We start from the raw sequence: 22,363 nt of genomic DNA on the forward strand, positions 1-22,363 counted from the left end.
TTGTAGAATTTAATATGGCCCTGATATGAATAAATCAACAAAAATGGCATAATCCTGAAAAAAGCAAGGTCTATCAGAAGTTGCATAGAATAAAGGTCCTAAATTTGAAAACCGGACAACGGTACCGCTAGCAACGGCTTTCTGACCGACCATCTTTAATGCTTTCATAAGTTTTTATTCCCATGAAACGAAGCGTACTCATTCTAATCCTTATATGCCTGGCTACACTGGGCAGCTATGCCCAGAAATCCCCTGTGGATGAAGCAGATAAATCGATTAACAGCATTCCGCGCAAAGGTCAGCAGGTGAGCATGCAGCTCGATAACCGCCGCGTTGAAACCGACTGGATCAAGCAGTTAGGGGATAAATTCGGTAGCAAGCTGAAGAATAATAAAGGCGTGCTCACGATGGATGGCGTGGTTATTGAAGAAATTGTACCCAACCCGATTCGCGTTATCAGCAAGGTCGACGCTACCCCCACCGGTACCACCGTATGGTGGAGCATCGACCTGGGCAATGCTTACCTCGGCAAGGAGTCGACGCCCGTGCAGTGGAAGTCGGCCGAGAAATACCTGAAAGATTTCGCCCGCATGATGTACCGCGAAGACCTGGTTTCGCAGATTTCGGAAGCTGAGCGTGCACTCGTGGCCTCGCAGAACAACCACATGGCTGTCATCGAGAAGGCGAACACCATCAAGAAGGACATCGATAAGAACAAGGCGCGCAAAGTTGAAATCCAGCAGATGCTGGCTGCTAACGCTGCTGAGCTCCAGCAATTCAATAACCTTATCGACACCAACCTGAAAGAGCAGGAAGCTGCCCGGGGCGATATTGTGAACATGCGCGTGGCTCTGGAAGCCGTGAAAGACCGCCTGAACAAAATCGAGTAGTGTCCGCCGGCCCCGGCCGTCAAATGCTTGCCAGAACAAAAAGCTCCACCCGCACCGGTGGAGCTTTTTGTTTGCCCTGCGCCCAACCCTGCCGGCTCAACTACGTTGGCAATAAGGGCAGTACTTGCTGCCCTATTAATCCAACCCAAGACACCCCACCCATGGAAAAGACCGAAGTTCAACACCAGGTTCATCTCGATAGCACCATCGAACTGCTCGGCGGCAGCCTTACCGAAGCGCTGGCCCGCGCAGGCCTCGACAATACCCTGCAGCAATGGATTGCCGACGTGAAGGCCCTCGACAACCCCGAACTACATCAGGTAGTGGTTGATTTGCAGGGCCTGAAAGCCCATTTTGGCGGCACCAGCAACCCCGACATGCAGCTCGTGCGCAAGCTCCTGCATCGGATGGGTACCAACACTGACCGCGCTGCCGTTTTTGCCGATGGCAACACGCAGCCCCGTGTAAAAGCGCTGAGCGAGGCCTTGCTGGCCGCAGCCAAGCAGCTGGGCCACGATGAGGAGAATACTCCTGCGGAGGATTTGAAGGCCGACTCGGCATCGAATAGCTAGAGCTGCAATCTACCGGTGACATAGCCGGCCGTATTACACGCAAAAAAACCGACTCTCTTTTGGGGAGTCGGTTTTTTTGTGGGGCAGCCTTGCGGCTGCGGCAATACTTAAGCTACGGCCGCCTTGGCTACCGGGTTCAAGCGACGCTCTTTGATACGAGCCTGCTTGCCCGAGAGGCCACGCAGGTAGAACAGACGGGCGCGACGTACTTTACCGCGACGGATAACCTCGATTTTCTCGATGTTAGGCGACAGCAGGGGGAAGATACGCTCGGTACCGATTTGGTTCGAAATCTTGCGAACGGTGAAGGTTTCACCGTTGGAGCTGGGGTTACGACGCTGAAGAACAACGCCCTGGAACTGCTGAATGCGTTCCTTGGCACCTTCGCGGATTTTTACGTGCACGTTCACGGTGTCGCCGGCGGCGAACAGAGGGAAGCTGGCGCGGCGCTCCTGCGATTCGGCCTGGATAAAGTCAAGTAGTACGCTCATGGCTGAGAAAATTGCGAAAGACGGCGCCGCCGTCGGGAATTAGTATTTTATCGAAACGGAGCGCAAAGATAGCGCTTTCCCGTGGGTTTAGCAAGTGATTTGTAGAACATGCGTTAGCTTGTTCCCTGATTTGCTGTCAATTCAACGACTGCGCAAGCTAAAGCATGCGCTACGAGAGCAAATCGGGGCGGCGGGCCTGCGTGCGGGCCAGGGCCTGGTCGTGCCGCCACTCTTCGATTTTGGGGGTGTTGCCCGAAAGCAGGATTTCCGGTACGGCCTGCCCACGCCACTCGGCGGGCCGGGTGTAGATGGGCGGAGCCAGCAAATCGTCCTGAAAAGAATCGGACAAAGCCGATTCTTCGTTGCCCAGCACGCCCGGCAGCAGCCGCACCACGGCATCGACCAGAATGGCCGCGCCGAGCTCACCGCCGCTCAGCACATAGTCGCCCACGCTGATTTCGTGGGTGATGTAGGTTTGGCGGATGCGCTCATCAATGCCCTTGTAATGGCCGCAGAGCATGATGATATTCTGCATCAGCGAGAGGCGGTTGGCCAGCGGCTGGCGCAGGGTTTCGCCATCAGGCGTGAGGTAGATGATGGCGTCGTAGGTACGGTCGGCCATCAGCTCGTCTATCCACGCCGCAATGGGCTCCACGCGCAGCACCATACCCGCGCCGCCCCCAAACACGAAGTCATCAATTTGACCGTGCTTGTTGATGGCTTTGTCGCGCAGCTGGTGGACGTGGATTTCGGCCAGACCCTTGTCCTGCGCCCGCTTCACGATGGAATGGGCGAAGGGGCTGACGAGCAGCTCCGGCAGGCAGGTAAGGATGTCGATTCTCATTTTTTTAGCTGTTAGCCAATAGCTTTTAGCTGTTAGCTCATCTCTCTGTTTTGTGAAATTTGAGAGTTAAAAGCTAATGGCTGACAGCTAAAAGCTGTTTCTACTCGGCTTCGTCCTGCTGGCGGGTACTGGGCTTGAGGTACACGTCGAGCAGGCCGTCGGGCAGGTTCACGTAAATCTCTTTTTTGGCGTGGTCGGCGTGGCTAATCAGCTCATCCACTACCGGAATTAGCACTTCCTGGCCCTGGTAGCTCATGGCCAGCATGTCCTGCTGGGGTAGCTCGTAGAAGTTCTCTACGGTGCCCAGCGGGCCCATATTTTCATCTACCACGGTGAAGCCGATAACGTCGTGGAAGTAGAACTGGTCTTCTTCGAGCTCGGGCAGGGCAGCCAGGGGCAGGTGTAGCTGCGAGCCGCGCAGGGGCTCGGCTTCCTCAATGCGGTCGATGCCGCGCAGCTTCAGCAGCACTTTGTTGCCGGATTGGGGCTGCACCTTTTCGATGTGGTGCTCCACCAGCTTGGTGGGCGCGCCGGCCAAGGTCAGGTACACCGTTTTGAGCTTGGTGTAAGCAGCTACATCATCCACGTCGAAGTGGGCCACTATTTGGCCGCGCAGGCCGTGGGTTTTGATGAGGTAGCCGAGCTGATAGGTTTCGTCGAGCGTCATAATAGGGGAGGGGATAACGAAAAAGCGTCTGGGGGTTGCCAGCCGGTCCGGCTCACAACTCCCAAACGCTTTCGGTTTTCAGAAACCGTACAACCTACTCGGCAGCAGCTTCGGTAGCCTCTTCGGCCGGAGCCTCGGTAGCTTCTTCGGCAGCAGGAGCGGGCGCGTTGGCGGCCAGCAGGGCAGCAGCCTTCTGGCGCTGCACCTCGGCGCGGTTGTCCTTCACCTTGGTTTCGGCGTCGAAAGCAGCTTTCTTGGCGGTAGCCTTGGCATCATCGAGGCCAGTGCGCTTGCCTTCGATTTTAGCATCTTTCTCGTCTTTCCAGGCGCTGAAACGCTGGTCAGCAACTTCCTGGGTGATGGCACCCTTGTCGACACCCAGCTGCAGGTGACGACGGTAGAGCACGCCGCGGTAGCTGAGCATGGCCCGAACGGTGTCGGTCGGCTGAGCACCAGTCATCATCCAGTAGAACGCACGGTCGGCGTCGTAGTTGATGGTGGCGGGGTTGGTTTGGGGGTTGTAGGTACCGATTTTCTCGATGAAACGGCCATCGCGGGGAGCGCGGGCGTCAGCTACTACGATGTCGTAAGTCGCGGCCTTTTTGCGGCCACGGCGGGCGAGGCGGATTTTAACTGCCATAAACCGGTGGGGTTGTGTGACGGAGCTCGTCCGTCGGGTTAGGGTTTCCCGAAATTGGGAGTGCAAAGGTAGCGTTTGTTCAGGGTATTAGCTAGGCTTGGGCATAAAAAAGCCCTGGCGCGGAGCCAGGGCTTTACAACGTCATTCCGAGCGCAGCCGAGGAATCTCGCGTATGGCAGCAATCCTCTTTTGTGATTGAATTACTTATTGCACGCGAGATTCCTCGACTGCGCTCGGAATGACGTTATAACTACGCCGCCATGGCTTCGCGCTTGGGCTTTGCCAGTTTCGACATCGTGTTCAGGTTCATGTTTTTGCGCTTAATCTTAATCACGCCGACCTTATCCAAACTCCAGATAGCCACATAAGTAGGGTCGAATTCCCACCACTTCACGCCGAAGTTGACACGCATGGGCAGCTTGTGGTGGTTGTTCTGGAAGAGCTCGCCGAAAGCCAGGAAATCCAGGGCCAGGGTGTTGCGCGATTTGTCGCGGTTGTCGAAGTTCTGGTAGCCGTATTTATGGCCGCCCCAGTTCACGATGGCCCCGTGGATAGGACCCATCAGGAAGTGAATGGGGAGCAGCAGATACTGCCACCAGGCCGTGGCGAAGTTGATGTAAAACAGCACGTAAGCCGTGCCCCAGCCGAGGCGCGAGTACACGGTGCCGCCGAACTTGTCGAGCCACTTCCACTCCGGAATGTCCCCCTCGAAGCGCTTGGCGCCTTCGTGCTCGTTGTTCACCACGTCGTTGTAAATCACCTTGGTCTTCCACATCATATCGAACGCGTTGTTCGAGAAGTGGGGCGAGTGCGGGTCTAGGGCGGTGTCTGAGTAGGCGTGGTGCATGCGGTGCAGCAGCGCGTAGGCCCGGGGCGAGAGGAAGCTGCTGCCCTGGCAGATGTAGGTGAACAGGAAGAAGAACTTCTCCCAGAACTTGTTCATCGTGAACATTTTGTGCGCCGCGTAGCGGTGCAGATAAAACGTCTGCGTGAACAGGGATAAGTAATAGTGGGCAACGAAGAAAATGAGGATAGCCATACGAGCTGGAATAGAGAAGCTGACTGTACAAGTAAAAGGCTTGGGCTTAGGTTCAGCAGCGACAATACAAAATTACGGCCGGGGTAGGCGCAGCACGGGATTTGGGCTGGGAAGGCCAAAATCTTGCACCTTCGGCAGGTGTTTGTCAGCCTGAGTTTGCTAAGGACCTTGTCACGCCTCACCAGGCAGTTCGAACGTGATAAGGTCCTTGGCTACGCCGACCTTCGGTTCGCAAGCTCAGGATGACAGGTGCTTACTTGTAGTACGCGCGGGCCGCATCCCAGTGGGGAGCATCAGGCAGGGGGGCCACAAAGGTCATCAGCTCCTTCGTGACGGGGTGCTGCAGCTGCAGCTGGCGGGCGTGCAGGGCAATGCTTACATCGGGCAGCGGGGCGATGAAGCCGTATTTCACGTCGCCGATGATGGGGGTGCCGAGGCCGGTGGCCAGCTGGGTCCGAATCTGGTGCGGGCGGCCCGTCACGGGGTTCACCTGCAATAAATAACGGTTGCCGGCCATGCCCAGCAGCTCGTAGCTTAGCTCGGAGCGCAGGCCCTGGCTGTGCTTCTCGGAGTAGGCTTTAGTGACGTTGCGCACGGTATCCTTCACCAGCCAGTGGATGAGGGTGCCGTTTTCGGGCACGGGCGGCCGGCCGGTGAGGGCCCAGTACGTTTTGTGGATTTTATCGTCCCGAAACATTTCATTCAGGCGGCTCAGCGCCTTGCTGGTTTTGGCCAGAATGACGATGCCCGATACCGGCCGGTCGATGCGGTGGCACACGCCTACGAAGGCTTCGCCGGGCTTCTTGTACTTGAAGCGCAGGTACTCGGCGGCTTTTTTGGAGAGGGGCTCGTCGCCAGTGGCGTCGCCCTGCACGAGCAGGCCGGCGGGCTTGTTGATGACGAGAAGATGGTTGTCTTCGAACAGAATTTCTCTGCCTTCGGACCAGATGTTGGGACGATTCACGCGGTGGTAACGGGCGGGATATGAGTATTCGCAGGAGCGGGCCGGGCCCCTCGGGGGCCATCGCACGTCGTCAGACCACACTCACCGGGCACTCCGCTCTTGCTGTTAGCGCAGCGAAGATACGAAGCTGGACGGGAGTGAATGGATTGCTTCAGAACGTCATGCTTCGGCGGCGCTCAGCATGACGTTCTGAAGGCTCGCTTCCAACCTAATACCCCTCCTCTTTGCTCGGAAACTCGCGGCTTTTCACGTCGGCCACGTAGTGTTCCACGGCTTCGGTCATGATGTCGTGCAGCTCGGCGTAGCGGCGCAGGAAGCGGGGCTTGAACTCCTTGGTGATGCCCAGCAGGTCGTGCACGACCAGAACTTGGCCGTCAACGTCGGGGCCGGCGCCGATGCCGATGACGGGAATGGTGAGCTCCTCGGCGACCTGCTTGGCCAGGGAGGCGGGAATTTTCTCCAGTACCAGGCCGAAGCAGCCTATTTCCTGGAGCAGGCGGGCATCTTCAAGCAGCTTCTGGGCTTCGGCTTCTTCCTTGGCGCGCACGCTGTAGGTGCCGAACTTGTAGATGGACTGCGGCGTGAGGCCGAGGTGGCCCATCACCGGGATGCCGGCCGTGAGAATGCGCGTGATGCTGTCTTTAATCTCGGAGCCGCCTTCGAGCTTGATGCCGTGGCCGCCCGACTCCTTCATGATGCGGATGGCCGAGCGCAAGGCCTCGGAGGAGTTGCCCTGGTAGGAGCCGAAAGGCATATCGACCACCACGAAGGCGCGCTTCACGGCGCGCACCACGCTTTGGGCGTGGTATATCATCTGGTCGAGGGTGATGGGGAGGGTGGTTTCGTGGCCGGCCATGACGTTGGAGGCCGAGTCGCCGACGAGCAGCACGTCGATGCCCGCGCCATCGAGAATCTGGGCCATCGAGTAGTCGTAGGCCGTGAGCATGGAGATTTTTTCCCCCCGCTCCTTCATGGCGAGCATCTGGTGGGTGGTAACGAGTTTGACTTCCTTGTGCTGAGACATGGCGGGCAGGTTTGCGAATAAGAGGCCGTTTGGCGGGGCAAAGCTGGCAACAATTTCGTTACCCGGCGCGGAGCGGGCAGCAAAAAGCCCCTGGCCGGAGCGCAGGGGCTGAAAACGAGGCGTATTGGCTGGGTCGAAGGCTACTGGTACTGCGCATAGCGGTTGCGGTTCAGCTTGAGGTCCTGCAACAGGCTGCTCTTGGCCGCGATGGTGAAGTTGTAGCCCTTGAGCTGGCCAAAGGGAATCCAGGTGCCGTTAATCTGCCAGCAGTGCAGGTCGCGGAAGAAGGAGACGGTGGGGAACGTGACGGCCTGACTAGTAAAGTCGTAGCCAAAGCCGGTGGTGAAGCGCAGATTTTCGGTGAGCTTGATGGAGCCGTCGGCGCGAATGTTGTTGAGGGCCAGGATGGGCGGGCGCTGGTTTTTCTTGAGATACTCCGAGGTGAGGGGCACGGCATTGGTCGTGTAGCCGGCCGAATATGACAGGTTGAGCTCCCACGGAATGTCGAAATCGACGTAGTCGGCGTAGTAGTTGGGGCCCACCGCGCCCAGGCTGGGGTTGTTGGCCGGGGCTACGGCGCGGGGTACCACGGTTTTTTTCTTGCCGCTGGCCGGGTTGAAGCTGTAATTGGTCTGGAAGGTGGCCGAGGCCAGGCGCAAAAACTTGCGCGGGTTGGCTTCAAAGAGAAACTTATTGGTGGGCAGACCCCGGCTGTCGCGCTGGTACGCTTCGAAGCTGGCCCCGCTGTTGAGGCTGAGCTTTTTGGCGACTTGGGTGCGGAAAATCACGTTCAGTGGCGTGAGGGCCTGGACATCTTTAGGGGCGGCAAAATTATAGCCGATGTTGAAATCAAGCCCGTCAATCAGGCTCACTTTTTTGAAGGGATTGAGGCCGGTGGTGTCTTTGGAATCGCGCACCTTCATCTCCACCGAGTTTTGCAGGCTGAAGGAAACCTGGCTCTGCCGCGAGCCGCCGGGCACGGCGTACAGGAAGTTGTTGTAATTATTGAAGGCGTAGCCATTGAGAATAGCGGCATCGGTGGGGTTGTCGGCGAATAAGGTCTGGCCAAACTGGTTCGTATAGCCCCTCAGTACGGTTGACCCCAGCGGAAACACATTCCTGTTTTCATTCAGCGGCGGGGCGTAGGCGTAGTTCAGGCTGGGCGTGGCCTTGTGGCGGATGGCCTGAATTTTATGCGTGCCCTTGCGCACAATAGTGCCGTAGAACGTGGTGTTCAGGCTCACGGACCCCGAGTAGCTGTTCACGCGGTTGAAGCCGTAGGTGGTGTCGATGCGTACGGCATTAGCCCCGGAAACGTAGCTGTAGTTGAGCTTCTGGGCAAACCACACTTCGCTGTACGACACCGACGGGCTCATCTTGAGGTGCGGCCCGATGGAGTACGAACCCAGCCCGATGCCAAACTGGTGCTGCATGCCGTTGCGGGAGTTGGCCAGCAGCCGGCCGATATTGGCAAAGCTCACCGGAATATTGGTCGATGCGCTGGTGCCGCCCAGCAGCGGCAGGCCGTTGCTGAGGGTGCGGGCCGTGAGCACGTTGCTCAGCTCGTTGCGGGCCGTGAGGTTGTAGCTGAACGTGAACTGCTCGTAGGATTTGGAACCAAACTTGCCACCCGCGCCCGGCTGAATGCCGAACCATTGGTAGGGGTACTGGCGGGCCAGGCCTACGCTGACGTCGGGCAGCACGAAGGTCATGGTGCCATCGGTGCCCTGGCTCTGGCTGGCTTTGATGTCGTAGTTCCAGGGCGAGTTCCGAATCTGCTTCGCGTAGCCAATGCTGGAGCTGAACTGCGTGGAGAGGTAGCGGCGGGCATCGAAGCTGTTTACCTTATTGAAGCTGCTGGTGCCGGCGTTCACGCTGGCCGTGAAGCGGCCCCCGCCCGGCTTGGGCACCGGCGTGTGGTTCCAGGTTACCCAGAACGAGTTGGCCGACGGCGGCTTGATGTAAACCGGCGTGGTCGTGAGCGCGTCGGTAGTTAGAATGGGGTTGAGGGGCCGGTTCGAGAAGCGGAAGTTGAAATTGCCCTGGTAGGTGTAGCGTTTCAGGTACGAAAAATCGGCGGTGGCCCCAAAGCCGCCCCAGGACTGGGCGTTGCCGGCGTAGATATCGCCGGTGAGGCGCACGCCAATGTAGTCGTTCGGGGCGAAGTAGTAGCCGCCGTTGGTGAGGAAGTAGCCCCGGTCGGCGGCCTGCCCGAAGGTGGGAATGAGCACGCCCGAGCCCCGGCTCTTATTGGGCGTGGGGAAAAAGCCGAACAGAAAGCCCAGCGGCGTGGGAATGTCGCCAATCACGAGGTTGAACGGCCCGGTCACCACTTCCTTGCCCGGAATCACCTTCATCTTTCTGGCCTGAATGTAGAAGTGCGGGTGCTCCAGGTTGCAGGTGGTGTAGCGCCCGTTCAGGCCGTTGATGTCGCCGTTGGGCATCCGCTTGATGGTGGCGGCGCTCACGTAGCCTTCGCCCTGGGTGGTCACGGCCTCGGTCACCTTGGCCTTTTTGCTCTTGAAATTGTAGGCAATGCTGCCGGCCGTGTACAGGCCGCCCTTGTCCTTGAGCACGGGCCGGCCTTCCACCTTGTTTTTCAGCGTGTCGAGCCGGCCGTCGGCCTGCATGGTGTTGGTGCCGTAGTTTATCGTGATGAGGTAGGCCTTGAGGTCGGTGTCGCCATACGTCACGCTGGACTTGTTATACAGCCGCGCCACCTTCTGGGTCACATCAAACTGAATGGAGTCCTGGGCCTGGTACTTTATCGTGCTCTCGATTTGGCCTTTGGGCCGGGCCGCCACTTGCAGCGAGTCGTTGGCGCGGCGCATGCCGTTCACTAGCCTGCTGGTGTCGGTGGGCGTGGCGAGGCCGCTGGGGAGGGCCAGGGTATCGGGCACGGCCTTGTGCGAAGCGCCGGGCACCCGCGACTGGCCGGTGTTGCGCACGCCGGGCGGCGGCGGCCCCACGGGGTCGCGCGGGTCCACAGAAATATTGCGCACCGGTGGGGTGGGGGCTGAGCCGGCGCGCTGGCCGGGCTTGGCGGCCGGAATGGCCTTGGGGCGGGCCCTGGTGGTGGTGGCACCCTGGCTGGTGGGGGCCGCCAGAATGGCCTTCACCCGCGCCTTGCGGGCCTGAATTTTGGCTTTGCGGGCGGTTTTGGGCTTGGGCTGGGCGGGCGTGTCGGTCTGGGCCCGGGCGGTGCCCGGTGCGCCGGTCAGCAATAAAAAAAAGAGGCCGGACAGGGCCCGGCCGGCCCATGAAAAGCTGGTGCGGCGGCGCAGCGCGGGCCGGAAATCAGCTTCGGAACGAAGGCCAAACCAAACAGGCAAAGTATAGTAGCAGTTAAATCGGTTACTTTTGGGGCTTCTACAAAGGTAGCAGGTCGCTACCGCCCCTTCAACGAACAACGTGCGGATTATTGTCATCCTGGCCAGTGCCGCTTTGCTATTACTGGGCGCCGGCAGTGGCGAGTGGAACGCGGAGGCCCAAACCCCGGCTGACTCCGCCCGTATCGCCCCCGATTCGGCCCTCCCGGCTACGGCTCTCAATGAGCCTTACCGCTACCGCCTGCGCACGGTGGTGCTCGATGCCGGCCACGGCGGCAAAGACCGAGGCTGCGCCGGGGCCAGCGCCCGCGAGGCCGACGTGGCCCTGAGCCTCATCCTGGCCCTGGGCAAGCAGATTCAGGAAAATATGCCCGAGGTGAAGGTGATTTACACCCGCAAAACCAACGTTTTTATTGAGCTCGACGAGCGCGCCGCCATTGCCAACCGCAACCACGCCGACCTCTTCATTTCCATTCATTGCAACGCCGGCCCCAGCCAGAGCCACGGCACCGAAGTGTGGACCATGGGCCTGCACAAAAGCACTGCCAACCTGGGCGTGGCCCAGCGCGAAAACTCGGTAATTCTGCAAGAAAAGGACTACAAAACCCGCTACGACGGCTTCGACCCCAGCTCGCCCCAAAGCCATATTCTGTTTTCCCTGTTTCAGTCGGCCTACATCACCAACAGCCTGCGCTTTGCCCAGCGCGTGGACCGGCAGCTGCGCACCAGCGTGAGCCGCCCCAGCCGCGGCGTGAAGCAGGCCGGCTTTCTGGTGCTCTGGAAATCGACCATGCCCTCGGTGCTCATCGAGTCGGGGTTTCTAACTAATCCGACCGAAGAGCGTTACCTCAACGATAAAGCCAATCAATCGTATATGGCCGCAGGCATCTATCGCGCCTTCCGCGAGTACAAGCGCGAGCTGGAAGGCGGTTAGGTAAGCGGTACGGCAAGGAGTTGCACTGCCCGGCGACCGGCCTTCGCACTTCCGTCGTAGATACCCGCAGTTCGCTTTCGCCTCCCTTCCGTTTTCATCCAATTATTACCCCTCGTGTCTAAAGAAATAAAAGTGGCGCTCCTCGCCATCGTTGCCATTGCCGCCCTCATCATCGGCTTCAATTTCCTGCGGGGCAGCAACGTGCTTTCCTCCGACCAAACCTACTATGCCACTTACCCCCGGGTCGATGGCCTGAACGTGGGGGCTCTGGTGGCGCTCAACGGCATTAAAGTAGGCCAGGTAAAAAGCATGGTGCTCCAGTCCGAGAAGGGCAACTCCGTGCGCGTGGCGCTGGAGCTGGAAAAAGGTATTGTGGTGGGCGACTCCACCACCGCCAGCCTGGGCGGCTCGCTGCTGGGCTCAAAGGCCATTACCCTCACCTTGGGTAACAACTCGAAAACGTATACCGGCGGCGAAGAAATCCGCACCGTGACGCCTTCCAGCATTGCCGATGCCTTCCAGGCGAAGGCCCTGCCCTTGCTCGATACCGTGGGGGCCACGCTGGCCAATATCAACGGCTTCCTGAACAAGGACGCCCAGACCAACATTCAGGGAACGTTGGTGGGGGCTCGCGCCAGCACTGAGGCGCTGCTCAAGCTCATTTCTTCCAACCAGGCCAACATCAACGAGATTACCCGCAACTTCGCCCAGATGAGCGTGGCGCTGAACAAAACGACCGGTAAGCTCGATAAAATAGCCACCAACTTCGGGCAGCTTTCCGACTCGCTGAAAACTGCCCCCGTGGGCCCGGCCCTGCGCCGCCTCAATGCCACCCTGGCCGATGCCCAAGCCACCGTGCAAACCCTCAACAGGGCCCTCAATGACCAGTCGGGCTCGATGGGCAAGCTCCTGCACGATTCCACGCTCTACAACAACCTCGCCGCCACCTCGGCCAGCTCCAACGACCTGCTGCTGGACCTGAAAGCCAACCCCAAGCGCTACGTGCATTTCTCGGTGTTTGGCGGCGGTAAGGATAAGACGAAAGTAGAAACCACCAAAAAGCCCGACGGCACCACCACCACCGAAGTGAAAAAGGTGGAAACCAAGTCGGTAGTGAAGTAGCCATCTGTCAGCCCGAGCATTCGTCGCTGCTTGCATCGCAGAATGCTCGGGCTGACGGACGAGCATAAGCCCGCTAAGCCCGTACCTTTGAAATCCGCTTTCGGGCGGATTTTTTTGTGCTCAATCTTTCCCAATCCCACCCGCTTTCCTTATGAACGTCGAGTTCAACCGCAACGAAGACCAACTCAAGCAACTTAGCTTCAACCTCAGTCAGAAGTTTCAGAAAGTAGCCCTCGGCGGGGGCGAGAAGCGCATTGCCGCCCACAAAGCCAAGGGCAAGCTCACTGCCCGCGAGCGCATTGAATACCTGCTGGATGAGGGCGCGGCGCAGGTCGAAATCGGCGCGTTTGCCGGCGATGGCATGTACAAGGAAGAAGGCGGCTGCCCCGGCGGCGGCGTGGTCGTGATAATCGGCTACGTGGCCGGGCGGCAGTGCGTGGTGGTGGCCAACGATGCCACCGTGAAGGCCGGCGCGTGGTTTCCCATCACCGCCAAAAAGAACCTGCGGGCCCAGGAAATCAGCATCGAAAACAAGCTGCCGATTATTTACCTCGTCGATTCGGCCGGCGTGTACCTGCCCATGCAGGACGAGATTTTTCCCGATAAGGAGCATTTCGGCCGCATTTTCCGCAACAACGCGGTGATGAGCAGCACGGGCATCGTGCAGATTTCGGCCATTATGGGCCCCTGCGTGGCCGGAGGTGCGTACCTGCCCATCATGAGCGACGAGGCCATGATTGTGAATGGCACAGGCTCGGTGTTTCTGGCGGGCTCCTACCTGGTAAAGTCGGCCATCGGCGAAAGCATTGACAACGAGGCGCTGGGCGGCGCGAGTATGCATTGCGAAATCTCGGGCGTGACGGACAACAAGTTCGATTCCGACGCGGAATGCCTCGACCATATCCGCGCTATTTTCGACAAGCTGGGCAGCCACCCCACGGCCGGTTTCAGCCGCACCGAGCCGGCCAGGCCCGCGCTGGCGGAGCAGGAAATCTACGGCCTGCTGCCCGCCGACCGGGTGAAGCCCTACGACATGATGGACATCATCAACCGCTTGGTGGATAACTCCGAATTTGAGCCCTATAAGCCCGATTATGGCCAGACGCTGCTGTGCGGGCTGGCCCGCATCGACGGCTGGGCGGTGGGCATCGTGGCCAACCAGCGCAAAATCGTGAAGAGCAAGAAAACCGGCATGCAGATGGGCGGCGTCATCTACTCCGACTCGGCCGACAAGGCGGCCCGCTTCATCATGAACTGCAACCAGAAGCGCATCCCGCTGGTGTTTCTGCACGACGTGTCGGGCTTCATGGTGGGCAGCCAGAGTGAACAGGGCGGCATCATCAAGGACGGCGCTAAGATGGTGAATGCCATGGCCAACTCGGTGGTGCCCAAGTTCACGGTCATCATCGGCAACAGCTATGGGGCCGGCAACTACGCCATGTGCGGCAAAGCCTACGACCCGCGCCTCATCGTGGCCTGGCCCACGGCCCAACTGGCCGTGATGAGCGGCGCGGCTGCTGCCAACACCCTCCTGCAAATCCAGGTGGCCTCCCTCAAATCCAAGGGCGAAGTCATTACCCCCGAAGCCGAAAAGGAGCTGCTAGACCGCATCAAGGCCCGCTACGAGGAGCAATTATCGCCCTACTACGCGGCGGCCCGCCTCTGGGTCGATGCCGTAATTGACCCGCTGGAAACCCGCAAAGTCATTTCGGAAGGGATTTCGGCGGCCAACCATGCGCCGATTGAGAAGGCGTATAATGTGGGGATTATTCAGGTGTGAGGTTATGATTGACGGAATGAAAACGCTAGGTGCCATAGTTTTTTTGCTTACACCTGTACTGGGTTATAGTCAGGAAATTCGCCTAACTGGCGCACAGCTGGATGTTCCTGGGCATAACCAACTACTCTTTGTTTCAATTGCTGATTGTGAGAAGGAAGGAATTCGGCTTGCTGAAAATGATATGGCTAAGGGCGCCTATTTTTTGCTTTTGCAGAGCGGATTGGGACCAGTAGTCTATGCTTCCGACAAAATTTTTGAGCAAAAATTTGGGGTACAGTATTTTGAAGAAGGATGTTCTGCACCATCCAAGGAATGTATGATGGCATATAATGCCCGCATTTTTCGGTATCTACAACGCAACTATGCCAAGACTTGGTGGGAAAGCATAAGGAAGGACACCGTCGGATTCAAAGAGTGGAAGAAATCAATTAAACCATAATTCGAGCGTTCGATTTTTTTCGTCGTGAAAACCCGCTACCTCCTGGCCGGCTGCAATGGCGCGGGCAAAACCACTGCCGCCTACGCCCTGCTGCCCGACCTGCTGGACTGCCGCGAGTTCGTGAATGCCGATGAAATTGCCCGCGGCCTCTCGCCCTTCCAGCCCGAAACGGTGAGCATCCAGGCGGGCCGACTGATGCTGGCGCGGCTGCGAGAACTGCTGGCGGCGGGAGAGACTTTCGCGCTGGAAACCACGCTGGCCACGCGGCATTACCTGCGGTTTATTGCCGAGGCGCGGGCGCGGGGCTACGAGGTGATGTTGTACTTTTTCTGGCTAAATTCTGCGGATTTGGCAGTTGAGCGGGTTGTGGCCCGTGTGAGCGAAGGTGGGCATAACATTCCCGAACTGGTAATCCGGCGGCGGTATGTGGGCGGATTACAGCAGTTTTTTAATGCCTATTGCACCGCCGTAGACCAGTGGTTATTTGTCGATAATTCGAATGGTGCCGCCCATGCCATTGCCGAAAACAACGGTAACTTAGTAGTAGCTAATTCAGCCATTTGGCAATCCCTTCAAGCTATTTATCATGGATAAGGAGGAGCGCAACGCACAGTTAATCAAGCAGGTAGAAAAGGGCCTTGCTGCTGCTTACGCCAATATGCTGGCGTTCAAAAAATACAAGAACAGTCCCGTCATCATCTCCCGCGACGGGCAGATATTGGCCGTGCGCGCTGAGGATATGCCCCCGCCTACTAAGGGCTGCGAGTAGCCTGCTGGGAACAGGCGAAGTCCCTGCGGAAGGGATTTCAGCCAAATACCGGTGGTGCCATTCGGCCAAAATTCGTAGCCCAGTTGGTTGGCCGTGGCCTTACTGGCTACTTTTGCCGCCTACTTGTTTTGTAACCACAATGGCCAAGAAAATTCCTGCCCCCAAGCCGCAGCTCGTGCACATCAAGTCGCCCGGCGCGGGCACCAGTTCGCTTTCCAAGGCCCAGAAGGAGTTCAACCGCCTCACCAAGCGCATTGCCCGGTTGGAAAAAGAAGTGATTGACTTCCGCGAAGCGGCCACCAAGATGCGCCAGCGCGTGCAAAACGAGTACCGCCCGCTGCAAGCCCGCCACAACGACGCCCGCGCCGCCCTAGTGCGCCAGCTCGATGAGGCGTTTGAAACCCACAAGCTCACCAAAGGCGAAAAGAATAAGATTACCGACCTCATCGGGCAGTGTGCCGACTTGCTCGAACGCGGCCACGCCGACCTCACGCCCATCATCGACAAGCACGCGCCGCCGCTCACGGCCGAAGAGGAAGCGGCTGCCGACCAGCACACGGCGGAGATGATGAAGCAGCTGGTCAGCCTGCAGTATGGTATCGAGTTCGACCCCGACGTGGACGTGAGCACGCAGGAAAAATTCATGGCCTACGTGGACCAGAAAATGGCCGAGCGGGAAGCCGAGTACGAACAGCAGGCAGCCCAGGCCGCCGAGCGCCGCACCCAGCGCAAAAAGAGCCCGAAGCAACAGGCCGCCGAGGAGCAGAAGCAGGCCGAGGAGAAGAACATCACCAAGGCCGTGCGCACGCTCTACATGGATTTGGTGAAGCACCTGCACCCCGACCTGGAACCCGACGAAGCCGAAAAGCTGCGCAAAACCGAGCTGCTCAAGCAAGTCACCACCGCCTACCAGGCCAACGAGCTGCTCACCCTGCTGCGCCTGCAGCTGGAGCTACAGCGCATCGACCAAAGCCACCTCGAAAACCTGGCCGAAAGCCAACTCAAATACTACAACAAGCTGCTGAAGGAGCAAACCCGTGAGCTGGACGAGGCCCTGCTGGCAGAGCAGCAGGACTGGTCGGCCTTCACCGGCAAGCCCTATTACTACGTCCCCACGCCCGTTGCGATGGAGCTGGACTACCAGCACCAGAAGTTCGGCCTGGACTATAAAATCAAGCAGCTGGAAGCCGAAGTGCTGGCCTTCAGCCACGACCCGGCGGCGCTGAAAGCCTTTCTGAAAACGCATAAAATGCCGAAGGTGGGCACGGGGCCGCTGATTTTTGGGCTGTAAATAGCGTTCCAGGCGGGCGCTGCCTCCGGTGCGCTAAGCCCCTGCCATATTAAACTGACGCAACTATTCGCCGGGCTACTTCTTCGAAAAACGGCATGCCGTGCAGCGCGGTAAAATCCTTGATGTGGCTGCGTAGTCGGGTTGCTTCGGCCGCGTTGGTGTCGGCGGCAAAGTGCAGCTCGACCAGCCAGATGTGCACCTGGAAATAGTCGAGCAGCCAGCTGTTGGTTTCCAGGTTGAAAAGCGAATGCAGGTGCGGGGCGCGGGCGCCGATGAGGCCGGTGCGCAGTTCGGCCACGGCCAGGAATGCCCGCAGCAGCTGGTCGAATACGTTGGTTTCGAGCCAGGGCAATTTGGGAAACTCGCGGTTGGTGAGGGTAAGCCAATCGAGCAGCGCCGGAAACTGACCGGTGAGGAACAGCCCTTCGGCAATCAGAAAATGATAGCCGGCCGGAAACAGGTTGTAGAATGCCGGTAGTGGCGCCGGGGGTACCAGCGTGCGCGGCACCGTGAGGGCTTCCTGGTGCAGGCGGGCCAGCAGGGCGGTCGGCACCACGCGGTCGGGCGCATCGTACCACGCGGCTACTATCTCGGCAAACGCCCGCCGGCCTCGGGGGAAAGCGTGGACATCGGGCGGCACGGGGAGGGCCAGCAGCCGGGCCAGGCGTTGGCGCCAGGCGGCTTCGTCTCCGGCCAGAAACTCGGCCAGGAACAGGGCTGAATGCCCAAAAATCTGGGCTTCGGGCGTGTGCTTGTGCTGCAGGTAGGTGGCCAGCACCTCGCCAAACGCGCTGGTGAGGTGCGCCAGGTCCACGAAGGATTCGACGAAGAACTCCTGGCCCGCTGGGTGGGTGGCCAGCTGCAGGGCCAGCGGCGAGGCAGCCCCGCCAGGCTGGGCCGGCCGCGTAACGCGCCCCAGGAAATAGCCTAGCAACAGGCGCTCGGGCTGGGCCAGCTGCTCCATGGCCAGTAGCTCCGGAATGTCGGTGGCTGCGCCCGGGGCGGCCGGGTGCTGCATGGCCCGCCCTGTAACCGACTGGCCGAAGGCCGCAAAGTCGGCGTGGCCCGCGTAGCGGGCTAAGGTGTCGAGGGTGTGCAGGTGATAACCGCCTTCTTTGTCTACCAGGCCGAAAAACCGCCGTAGCGTGCTGGGGCTTAAGCGTCGGCCGCCCGCTGCGGCGTTCTGCTGCAACTCAAGCTCAAGGGCATCGCAATGGCTTGGGTGGCGCAGCGGCTGGCCAAAGCGGGCCGCAACGGCCTCACGCAAAGCAAACTGGATGTGTAGGGGGAGGCGTGGCACGGTAGGGGAGGTAGAATCAATAGTCAAATAAAAAGAAATTTTTGGCCTTTGCGTCGTTTGGGGGTGCTGCCGGATATTTGAAGTCCGTCTTAAATGGCGATAAATTATGAAAAAGAGGTATTGTGAACGCGGCCATATCGTCCTTGGCGATACCTGTAGCCAGTGCGCCTGGCGCACCGATACAGCCGCCGGGGAGGCCATAAAACCTGCTACGGTCCCTGCGCTCAATGGCACGCTGGTTGAGCTGCGGAATCTGAAAAGTATGCTGCAGAAAAGGCTCATTACCGAAGCGGAGTATGACGAGCGGCGCAATTATATCCTGGCCAATTTCTAGCTGCGCGTGTGCCGAAGTAGTTTGCAAAAAGCAGGTTGGAGTAGCGCCGCAAGATGCGATACGACGAAAATAAGCAGCTTTATCTCAATTAAAAAGCCCATTTCTGGGCAGGAATGGGCTTTTTAGTTGATGGTCAGAATAAAACTGGGAGGATTGAAAAAATTGTGCTTTGTGTTTGCAGTGTACTGGAACAATGAGTAGGTAGTCAGTAATAATTAGTCAGTAATCAGATTTCATCTATCTAAAAATCAGTCAATTGATTTCTGTCTGACTGCCGATTACTGACGAATTAATATACTAGACAGGTACGAATATGGTCTGCATTCGCAACCTTCACTTCGGGTATTCCCGCAAGCGTCCGCTTTTCCAAAACCTGAGCCTGACGCTGGAGCGCGGGCATATTTACGGCCTGCTGGGCAAGAACGGGGCGGGCAAATCCACGCTGCTCCAGAATATAGTGGGGCTGGCGTTGCTGATGACCTTCAACTACCAGGCCTTGGGCCTGCGCAGCTTCGATGCCGTGAGCGCGACCATCGCCCTGAGCGGAACCGCCGTCCGGAGTCATGGCACCGCCAAATAGTGCCGCTGCCATGACCCGCCAAGCCCTGAAACACGCGCTGCTGCTGCAGCTGGCCATCATCTGCACCCGGTATCTGGTGGGCGGTGCGTTTGTGTTTGCCAATCTGATTAAAATCAAGGGGCACCGTTTCACGCAGATGGAGGGCACGGTGGCCGGCCACAACCTGGGGTATTTCATCGAGGTGATGTACCATTCGGGGCTGTATTGGCAGTTTCTGGGCTGGGCGCAGCTAACGGTGGGGCGGCCATCAGATTATTAAGAGAATGTTATGTAATGGCCCGGGTCGGTACCTTTACAGTCCGACTGGCGCGTTGCCGGCCCGGGTGCTTCCTGCTGATAAAATACTCCGTTCTGGCCGGCGCGCTACTGGCTGCTTTGGTGGGGGCGGCCCGCGCCCAAACGTCCCTCAATACCGTGCAGCCCTGGGGTAGCTGGGTGGTAGCCACGGCCCAGCTGCCGGGCAGCAAAGAGCACCCGTGGGGTGGCTACGCCGAAATCCAGGGCCGCTCCAATACCTTGGCCCGGCAGTTTTTCTACTACGAGCTGAAGGCCGGCGTGAGCTACGACATCGACCCAAACTTCACGGTGTTGGTGGGCGGCGGCCGCTACTCCACCTCCGACTACCGCGACCTTCCTGCCGGCCCGCTGAACGTGGAAAAGCGCCTCTGGGAGCAACTAGTGCTCACGCAGTATTCGCACCGCCTCAAAATCGAGCACCGCTACCGCTATGAGCAGCGCTGGTTCCGTTTCCGCGACGACAGCAGCAGCTTTCGCCAGCGCATCCGCTACCGGCCGAATGGGTTTTTTCCGCTGAACAAGAAGGTTTTTACTACTGGCAGCCTTTTCCTTTCGGCCTACGATGAGCTTTTTATCAACCCTCGCGGCCCCGTGTTCGAGCGCAACCGGCTGTACGGCGGTATTATTTATCAGATTAATAACCAATTGATTGTGTAAATCAGCTACGTCAATCAGGCCAGCTATAACTACACGAACGCGCAGGGTGATTTCGTGCTGCAAAACACGGCTGCTAAAAACAACATCGTGCTGGGCATGATCTATAAGCTGGCCCACCGCGCCCAGCCGCCCGGCATGGAAATGCTGCCCTCGCAGCAGGACTGATTGGGTAGTAGCGGCTAGGGCAAGAACGTCATGCTTCGTTGCGCTCTGCATGGCCGGCTGCTTATTGCCTATACCACCACCGTATTCCGCAGGAAATCAGCCGCGCCCGCGAAGTCGAAATACCGCTCCTTTAGCACGGCTACCTGCAAATGCTCCGGCAGCTTGGTGCCCCACTTGGCAAAGTCAATCAGCGCCGGGTTGCGGGCCAGGGCGTCGCGTAGGTGAAAATCCACGTCTTCCGCAAACAGTCGTAACTGCTCGAAAAGCGCTGGCAGCAAGTGCACGGCTACTGCGAGGCCGAAGCTGCTTTGGCTGTCGTCGAAAACGAAGTCCACTTCCAGCTGCCGGAGCAGGAAGGCCAGGCTGCGGTTGATTTTGGTGCCGGTGAAGGTGTAGAAAATCAAGCCCTTGTCTTTCACTAGCGCGGGGCGCTCGTGGGTGAGCTGGGCCGGCCAGACGCGGCCGGCAAACTGCTGGCGCAGGCTGCGCAAGGCCAGCTGGCTCAGCTCGTCCAGCTCGGGGTAGTCGTCCGGGGAAACGAGGATTTCCAGCATTTTTTCGCGGATGCGCGGGTGCACCGTGCCGCCGCCGCCCGAAAATATCGGCCGCTTGCCGTCGCGGGCGGGCACCACTTCAATGCGCTTGGTGGCCCCGTCGATGCCGGTGATTTTCCAGGTGCGGGCGGCCAAAAACAGGTTTTCCTGCTCCTGAACTTGCAGCGAGTAGGGAATTTCGCCCACCGTTTTGCCGGCGTGAACCACCTTGAACACCGGCTCGGTTTTGAAAACGCTGAAAAACTCCCGCGAATTCACCGTAAACTCGCCTTCGACCCCGATAATCAGCTCCCCGCCCAACGCTTCCAGCCAGTCGATGCGGAGTAATTCGTCCAGGATTTCATTGGCCGCCGCCGGGGCTATTTCGGTGAAAGCAGCGTTGGCCAGCAGCTCCTTGAGCAGCGCCGCCCGGCCGATGCCAGCGCGCTCCTTCACGATGGACAGCGCCTGGTGCAGCAGCAAATCATACGGGTGGCGGGCGGCCCGCAGCGGCTCCACAAAACCGTCTTGGTAGAGCAGCCAGCAGGCCAGCGACTGCACCAAGCTCCAGGGGTTGGTGGCGTAGAGCAGCAGCTCGCTGGCCGCGCCATCGCGGCGGCCGCTGCGGCCCACCCGCTGAATGAGCGAGGCCACCGACTGCGCCGCGTCAATCTGGACCACCTTATCGACCGAGCCGATGTCGATGCCCAGCTCCAGCGTGGACGTGCAGGCGATGCAAAACGGCTGGCGCTGATTGTGTTTGGCAAAATGCTCCACGTACTCGCGCACCTCCTTGTGCACCGACGAGTGGTGCGAAAAGTAGTTGGCGTGGCCGTGCACCCGGTCCGAAATCAGGCGCAGTTTCACGGCCACTACTTCGGCCAGCCCGCGGGTGTTGGGAAAAATCAGGGCCTTGCTACGGCTGGTTTGCTTGTAGAGGTCTTTGAGCAAATCGAGCGGTAAATCGGCCCCGCTGCGGTCGGCCGGGAAGTAGCGGAACTGCGTGTGCATTTCCTTGCCGGCGCGGTCGAGCAGCACCTTCGTGCGGGCGGCCTCGCCGGTAAAGCGCTTGGCCTCGGCATAGTCGCCGATGGTGGCCGACAACCCCACCACCGCAAACCGCGCCCGGCCGGCGCGCCGCAGCCGCGCCAGCAGCGACTGCAGCTGCAAGCCCCGGTCGGTGCCCAGAAACGAATGAATCTCGTCAATCACCACGTAATCCAGCTGGCTGAACAGGGTTTTGACGCTGCGGGGCGCATGCACGAACATGGCTTCCAGCGACTCCGGGGTGATGAGCAAAATGCCCGCCGGCTGGTCCAGCAGCTTCTTTTTCTCGGTGCGGCTGGCCTCGCCGTGCCACTTGGTCACGGGCACGTCGAGGTATTGGCACAGGGTCTCCACCCGCTGAAACTGGTCGTTAATCAGGGCGATGAGTGGCGACACATACAGCACCCGCACGCCCGGCTGCCGGAAATCAACCTTCGACAAAATGGGCAGAAAAGCCGCCTCCGTTTTGCCCGAGGCCGTGCGCGAGGCTAGGATATAGTTGTCGTCATCGGCCAGAATATGCTGAATAGCGGCGGCCTGAATCGGGCGCAATTCCTCCCAGCGCTGGTCGCGCACGTAGCGGCGAATGGGCTCGGCGAGTAGGTGGAAGGCCATTTTTAAGCTGTCAGCTATTAGCTGTCAGATTTTATTCTAA

The 22,363-nt window shown here is 59.1% G+C and carries 23 protein-coding genes; 12 read left to right on the plus strand and 11 right to left on the minus strand.

Annotation, left to right across the window (positions count from 1 at the left end):
- The first annotated feature begins 182 nt into the window (after nucleotides 1-182).
- Both KQ661_RS08190 and KQ661_RS08195 read left to right on the plus strand, forming a co-directional pair.
- Nucleotides 183-890 (plus strand): hypothetical protein, encoded by a 708-nt coding sequence (locus KQ661_RS08190; protein ID WP_216686124.1) that lies wholly within the window; start codon nucleotides 183-185, stop codon nucleotides 888-890.
- Nucleotides 891-1,051: 161 nt separating this feature from the next.
- On the plus strand, nucleotides 1,052-1,462 hold the full coding sequence (locus KQ661_RS08195) for a hypothetical protein (protein WP_216686125.1): 411 nt from the start codon (nucleotides 1,052-1,054) through the stop codon (nucleotides 1,460-1,462).
- Between the two features lie 107 nt (nucleotides 1,463-1,569).
- Here the strand turns inward: KQ661_RS08195 and rplS are convergent, their stop codons facing one another.
- The 8 genes from rplS to KQ661_RS08235 all read right to left on the minus strand — a co-directional run bounded on the left by rplS (nucleotide 1,570) and on the right by KQ661_RS08235 (nucleotide 10,463).
- Complete coding sequence (rplS, locus tag KQ661_RS08200; RefSeq protein WP_168671900.1) at nucleotides 1,570-1,953, minus strand: 50S ribosomal protein L19; 384 nt, start codon at nucleotides 1,951-1,953, stop codon at nucleotides 1,570-1,572.
- Between the two features lie 169 nt (nucleotides 1,954-2,122).
- Entirely contained in the window at nucleotides 2,123-2,797 is a 675-nt protein-coding gene (gene trmD / locus KQ661_RS08205) for a tRNA (guanosine(37)-N1)-methyltransferase TrmD (protein ID WP_216686126.1), read from the minus strand.
- A 100-nt stretch (nucleotides 2,798-2,897) separates the two neighbouring features.
- Complete coding sequence (gene rimM / locus KQ661_RS08210; RefSeq protein ID WP_216680174.1) at nucleotides 2,898-3,464, minus strand: ribosome maturation factor RimM; 567 nt, start codon at nucleotides 3,462-3,464, stop codon at nucleotides 2,898-2,900.
- Nucleotides 3,465-3,558: 94 nt separating this feature from the next.
- Nucleotides 3,559-4,104: a 30S ribosomal protein S16 gene (locus KQ661_RS08215; RefSeq protein WP_216680175.1), complete on the minus strand. Its 546-nt coding sequence runs from the start codon at nucleotides 4,102-4,104 to the stop codon at nucleotides 3,559-3,561.
- A gap of 250 nt (nucleotides 4,105-4,354) precedes the next feature.
- Nucleotides 4,355-5,143: an acyl-CoA desaturase gene (locus KQ661_RS08220; RefSeq protein ID WP_216680176.1), complete on the minus strand. Its 789-nt coding sequence runs from the start codon at nucleotides 5,141-5,143 to the stop codon at nucleotides 4,355-4,357.
- A gap of 253 nt (nucleotides 5,144-5,396) precedes the next feature.
- Entirely contained in the window at nucleotides 5,397-6,107 is a 711-nt protein-coding gene (locus KQ661_RS08225; protein ID WP_216680177.1) for an RluA family pseudouridine synthase, read from the minus strand.
- Nucleotides 6,108-6,315: 208 nt separating this feature from the next.
- Nucleotides 6,316-7,131, minus strand: coding sequence for a 3-methyl-2-oxobutanoate hydroxymethyltransferase (gene panB / locus KQ661_RS08230; protein ID WP_216680178.1), 816 nt, complete (start codon nucleotides 7,129-7,131; stop codon nucleotides 6,316-6,318).
- A 140-nt stretch (nucleotides 7,132-7,271) separates the two neighbouring features.
- The gene (locus KQ661_RS08235) at nucleotides 7,272-10,463 is read right to left on the minus strand and encodes a putative LPS assembly protein LptD (RefSeq protein WP_216686127.1); all 3,192 of its coding nucleotides are present in this window, start codon (nucleotides 10,461-10,463) and stop codon (nucleotides 7,272-7,274) included.
- Nucleotides 10,464-10,644: 181 nt separating this feature from the next.
- Here KQ661_RS08235 and KQ661_RS08240 point away from each other — a divergent pair, with 181 nt between their 5' ends.
- The 7 genes from KQ661_RS08240 to KQ661_RS08270 all read left to right on the plus strand — a co-directional run bounded on the left by KQ661_RS08240 (nucleotide 10,645) and on the right by KQ661_RS08270 (nucleotide 16,795).
- Nucleotides 10,645-11,394, plus strand: a complete 750-nt coding sequence (locus KQ661_RS08240; RefSeq protein WP_216690637.1) for an N-acetylmuramoyl-L-alanine amidase family protein — start codon at nucleotides 10,645-10,647, stop codon at nucleotides 11,392-11,394.
- 114 nt (nucleotides 11,395-11,508) lie between these two features.
- A complete protein-coding gene (locus tag KQ661_RS08245; RefSeq protein ID WP_216686128.1) occupies nucleotides 11,509-12,516 on the plus strand; it encodes an MlaD family protein in 1,008 nt (335 codons plus the stop codon).
- Between the two features lie 151 nt (nucleotides 12,517-12,667).
- Entirely contained in the window at nucleotides 12,668-14,296 is a 1,629-nt protein-coding gene (locus KQ661_RS08250) for an acyl-CoA carboxylase subunit beta (RefSeq protein ID WP_216686129.1), read from the plus strand.
- Nucleotides 14,297-14,300: 4 nt separating this feature from the next.
- Complete coding sequence (locus KQ661_RS08255) at nucleotides 14,301-14,735, plus strand: FEKKY domain-containing protein (RefSeq protein WP_216680182.1); 435 nt, start codon at nucleotides 14,301-14,303, stop codon at nucleotides 14,733-14,735.
- Between the two features lie 24 nt (nucleotides 14,736-14,759).
- Nucleotides 14,760-15,329 (plus strand): zeta toxin family protein, encoded by a 570-nt coding sequence (locus KQ661_RS08260; protein ID WP_216680183.1) that lies wholly within the window; start codon nucleotides 14,760-14,762, stop codon nucleotides 15,327-15,329.
- On the plus strand, nucleotides 15,322-15,504 hold the full coding sequence (locus tag KQ661_RS08265) for a hypothetical protein (RefSeq protein WP_216680184.1): 183 nt from the start codon (nucleotides 15,322-15,324) through the stop codon (nucleotides 15,502-15,504). The genes KQ661_RS08260 and KQ661_RS08265 overlap by 8 nt, the downstream gene beginning before the upstream one ends.
- Before the next feature lie 139 nt (nucleotides 15,505-15,643).
- Nucleotides 15,644-16,795: a hypothetical protein gene (locus KQ661_RS08270; RefSeq protein WP_216680185.1), complete on the plus strand. Its 1,152-nt coding sequence runs from the start codon at nucleotides 15,644-15,646 to the stop codon at nucleotides 16,793-16,795.
- A gap of 49 nt (nucleotides 16,796-16,844) precedes the next feature.
- Here KQ661_RS08270 and KQ661_RS08275 read toward each other — a convergent pair whose 3' ends face one another.
- Both KQ661_RS08275 and KQ661_RS08280 read right to left on the minus strand, forming a co-directional pair.
- Complete coding sequence (locus KQ661_RS08275; protein WP_216686130.1) at nucleotides 16,845-18,122, minus strand: hypothetical protein; 1,278 nt, start codon at nucleotides 18,120-18,122, stop codon at nucleotides 16,845-16,847.
- Nucleotides 18,112-18,456 (minus strand): hypothetical protein, encoded by a 345-nt coding sequence (locus KQ661_RS08280; RefSeq protein WP_216686131.1) that lies wholly within the window; start codon nucleotides 18,454-18,456, stop codon nucleotides 18,112-18,114. Before KQ661_RS08280 ends, KQ661_RS08275 begins: the two co-directional genes overlap by 11 nt.
- Before the next feature lie 286 nt (nucleotides 18,457-18,742).
- Between KQ661_RS08280 and KQ661_RS08285 the strand changes: the two genes are divergently transcribed.
- Genes KQ661_RS08285 through KQ661_RS08295 form a run of 3 tightly spaced genes read left to right on the plus strand, consistent with a single transcriptional unit; the run spans nucleotide 18,743 to nucleotide 19,963 of the window.
- Nucleotides 18,743-19,009: an ATP-binding cassette domain-containing protein gene (locus KQ661_RS08285; RefSeq protein WP_216686132.1), complete on the plus strand. Its 267-nt coding sequence runs from the start codon at nucleotides 18,743-18,745 to the stop codon at nucleotides 19,007-19,009.
- A 10-nt stretch (nucleotides 19,010-19,019) separates the two neighbouring features.
- On the plus strand, nucleotides 19,020-19,268 hold the full coding sequence (locus KQ661_RS08290; RefSeq protein ID WP_216686133.1) for a hypothetical protein: 249 nt from the start codon (nucleotides 19,020-19,022) through the stop codon (nucleotides 19,266-19,268).
- 14 nt (nucleotides 19,269-19,282) lie between these two features.
- Nucleotides 19,283-19,963, plus strand: coding sequence for a DUF2490 domain-containing protein (locus tag KQ661_RS08295; protein ID WP_235726945.1), 681 nt, complete (start codon nucleotides 19,283-19,285; stop codon nucleotides 19,961-19,963).
- Nucleotides 19,964-20,196: 233 nt separating this feature from the next.
- Here KQ661_RS08295 and KQ661_RS08300 read toward each other — a convergent pair whose 3' ends face one another.
- Nucleotides 20,197-22,323, minus strand: a complete 2,127-nt coding sequence (locus KQ661_RS08300) for a DEAD/DEAH box helicase (protein ID WP_216680189.1) — start codon at nucleotides 22,321-22,323, stop codon at nucleotides 20,197-20,199.
- Between the last annotated feature and the right edge of the window lie 40 nt (nucleotides 22,324-22,363).

The sequence above is a fragment of the Hymenobacter siberiensis genome, from assembly GCF_018967845.1.
GTDB classification, from domain to species: Bacteria; Bacteroidota; Bacteroidia; order Cytophagales; family Hymenobacteraceae; genus Hymenobacter; species Hymenobacter siberiensis.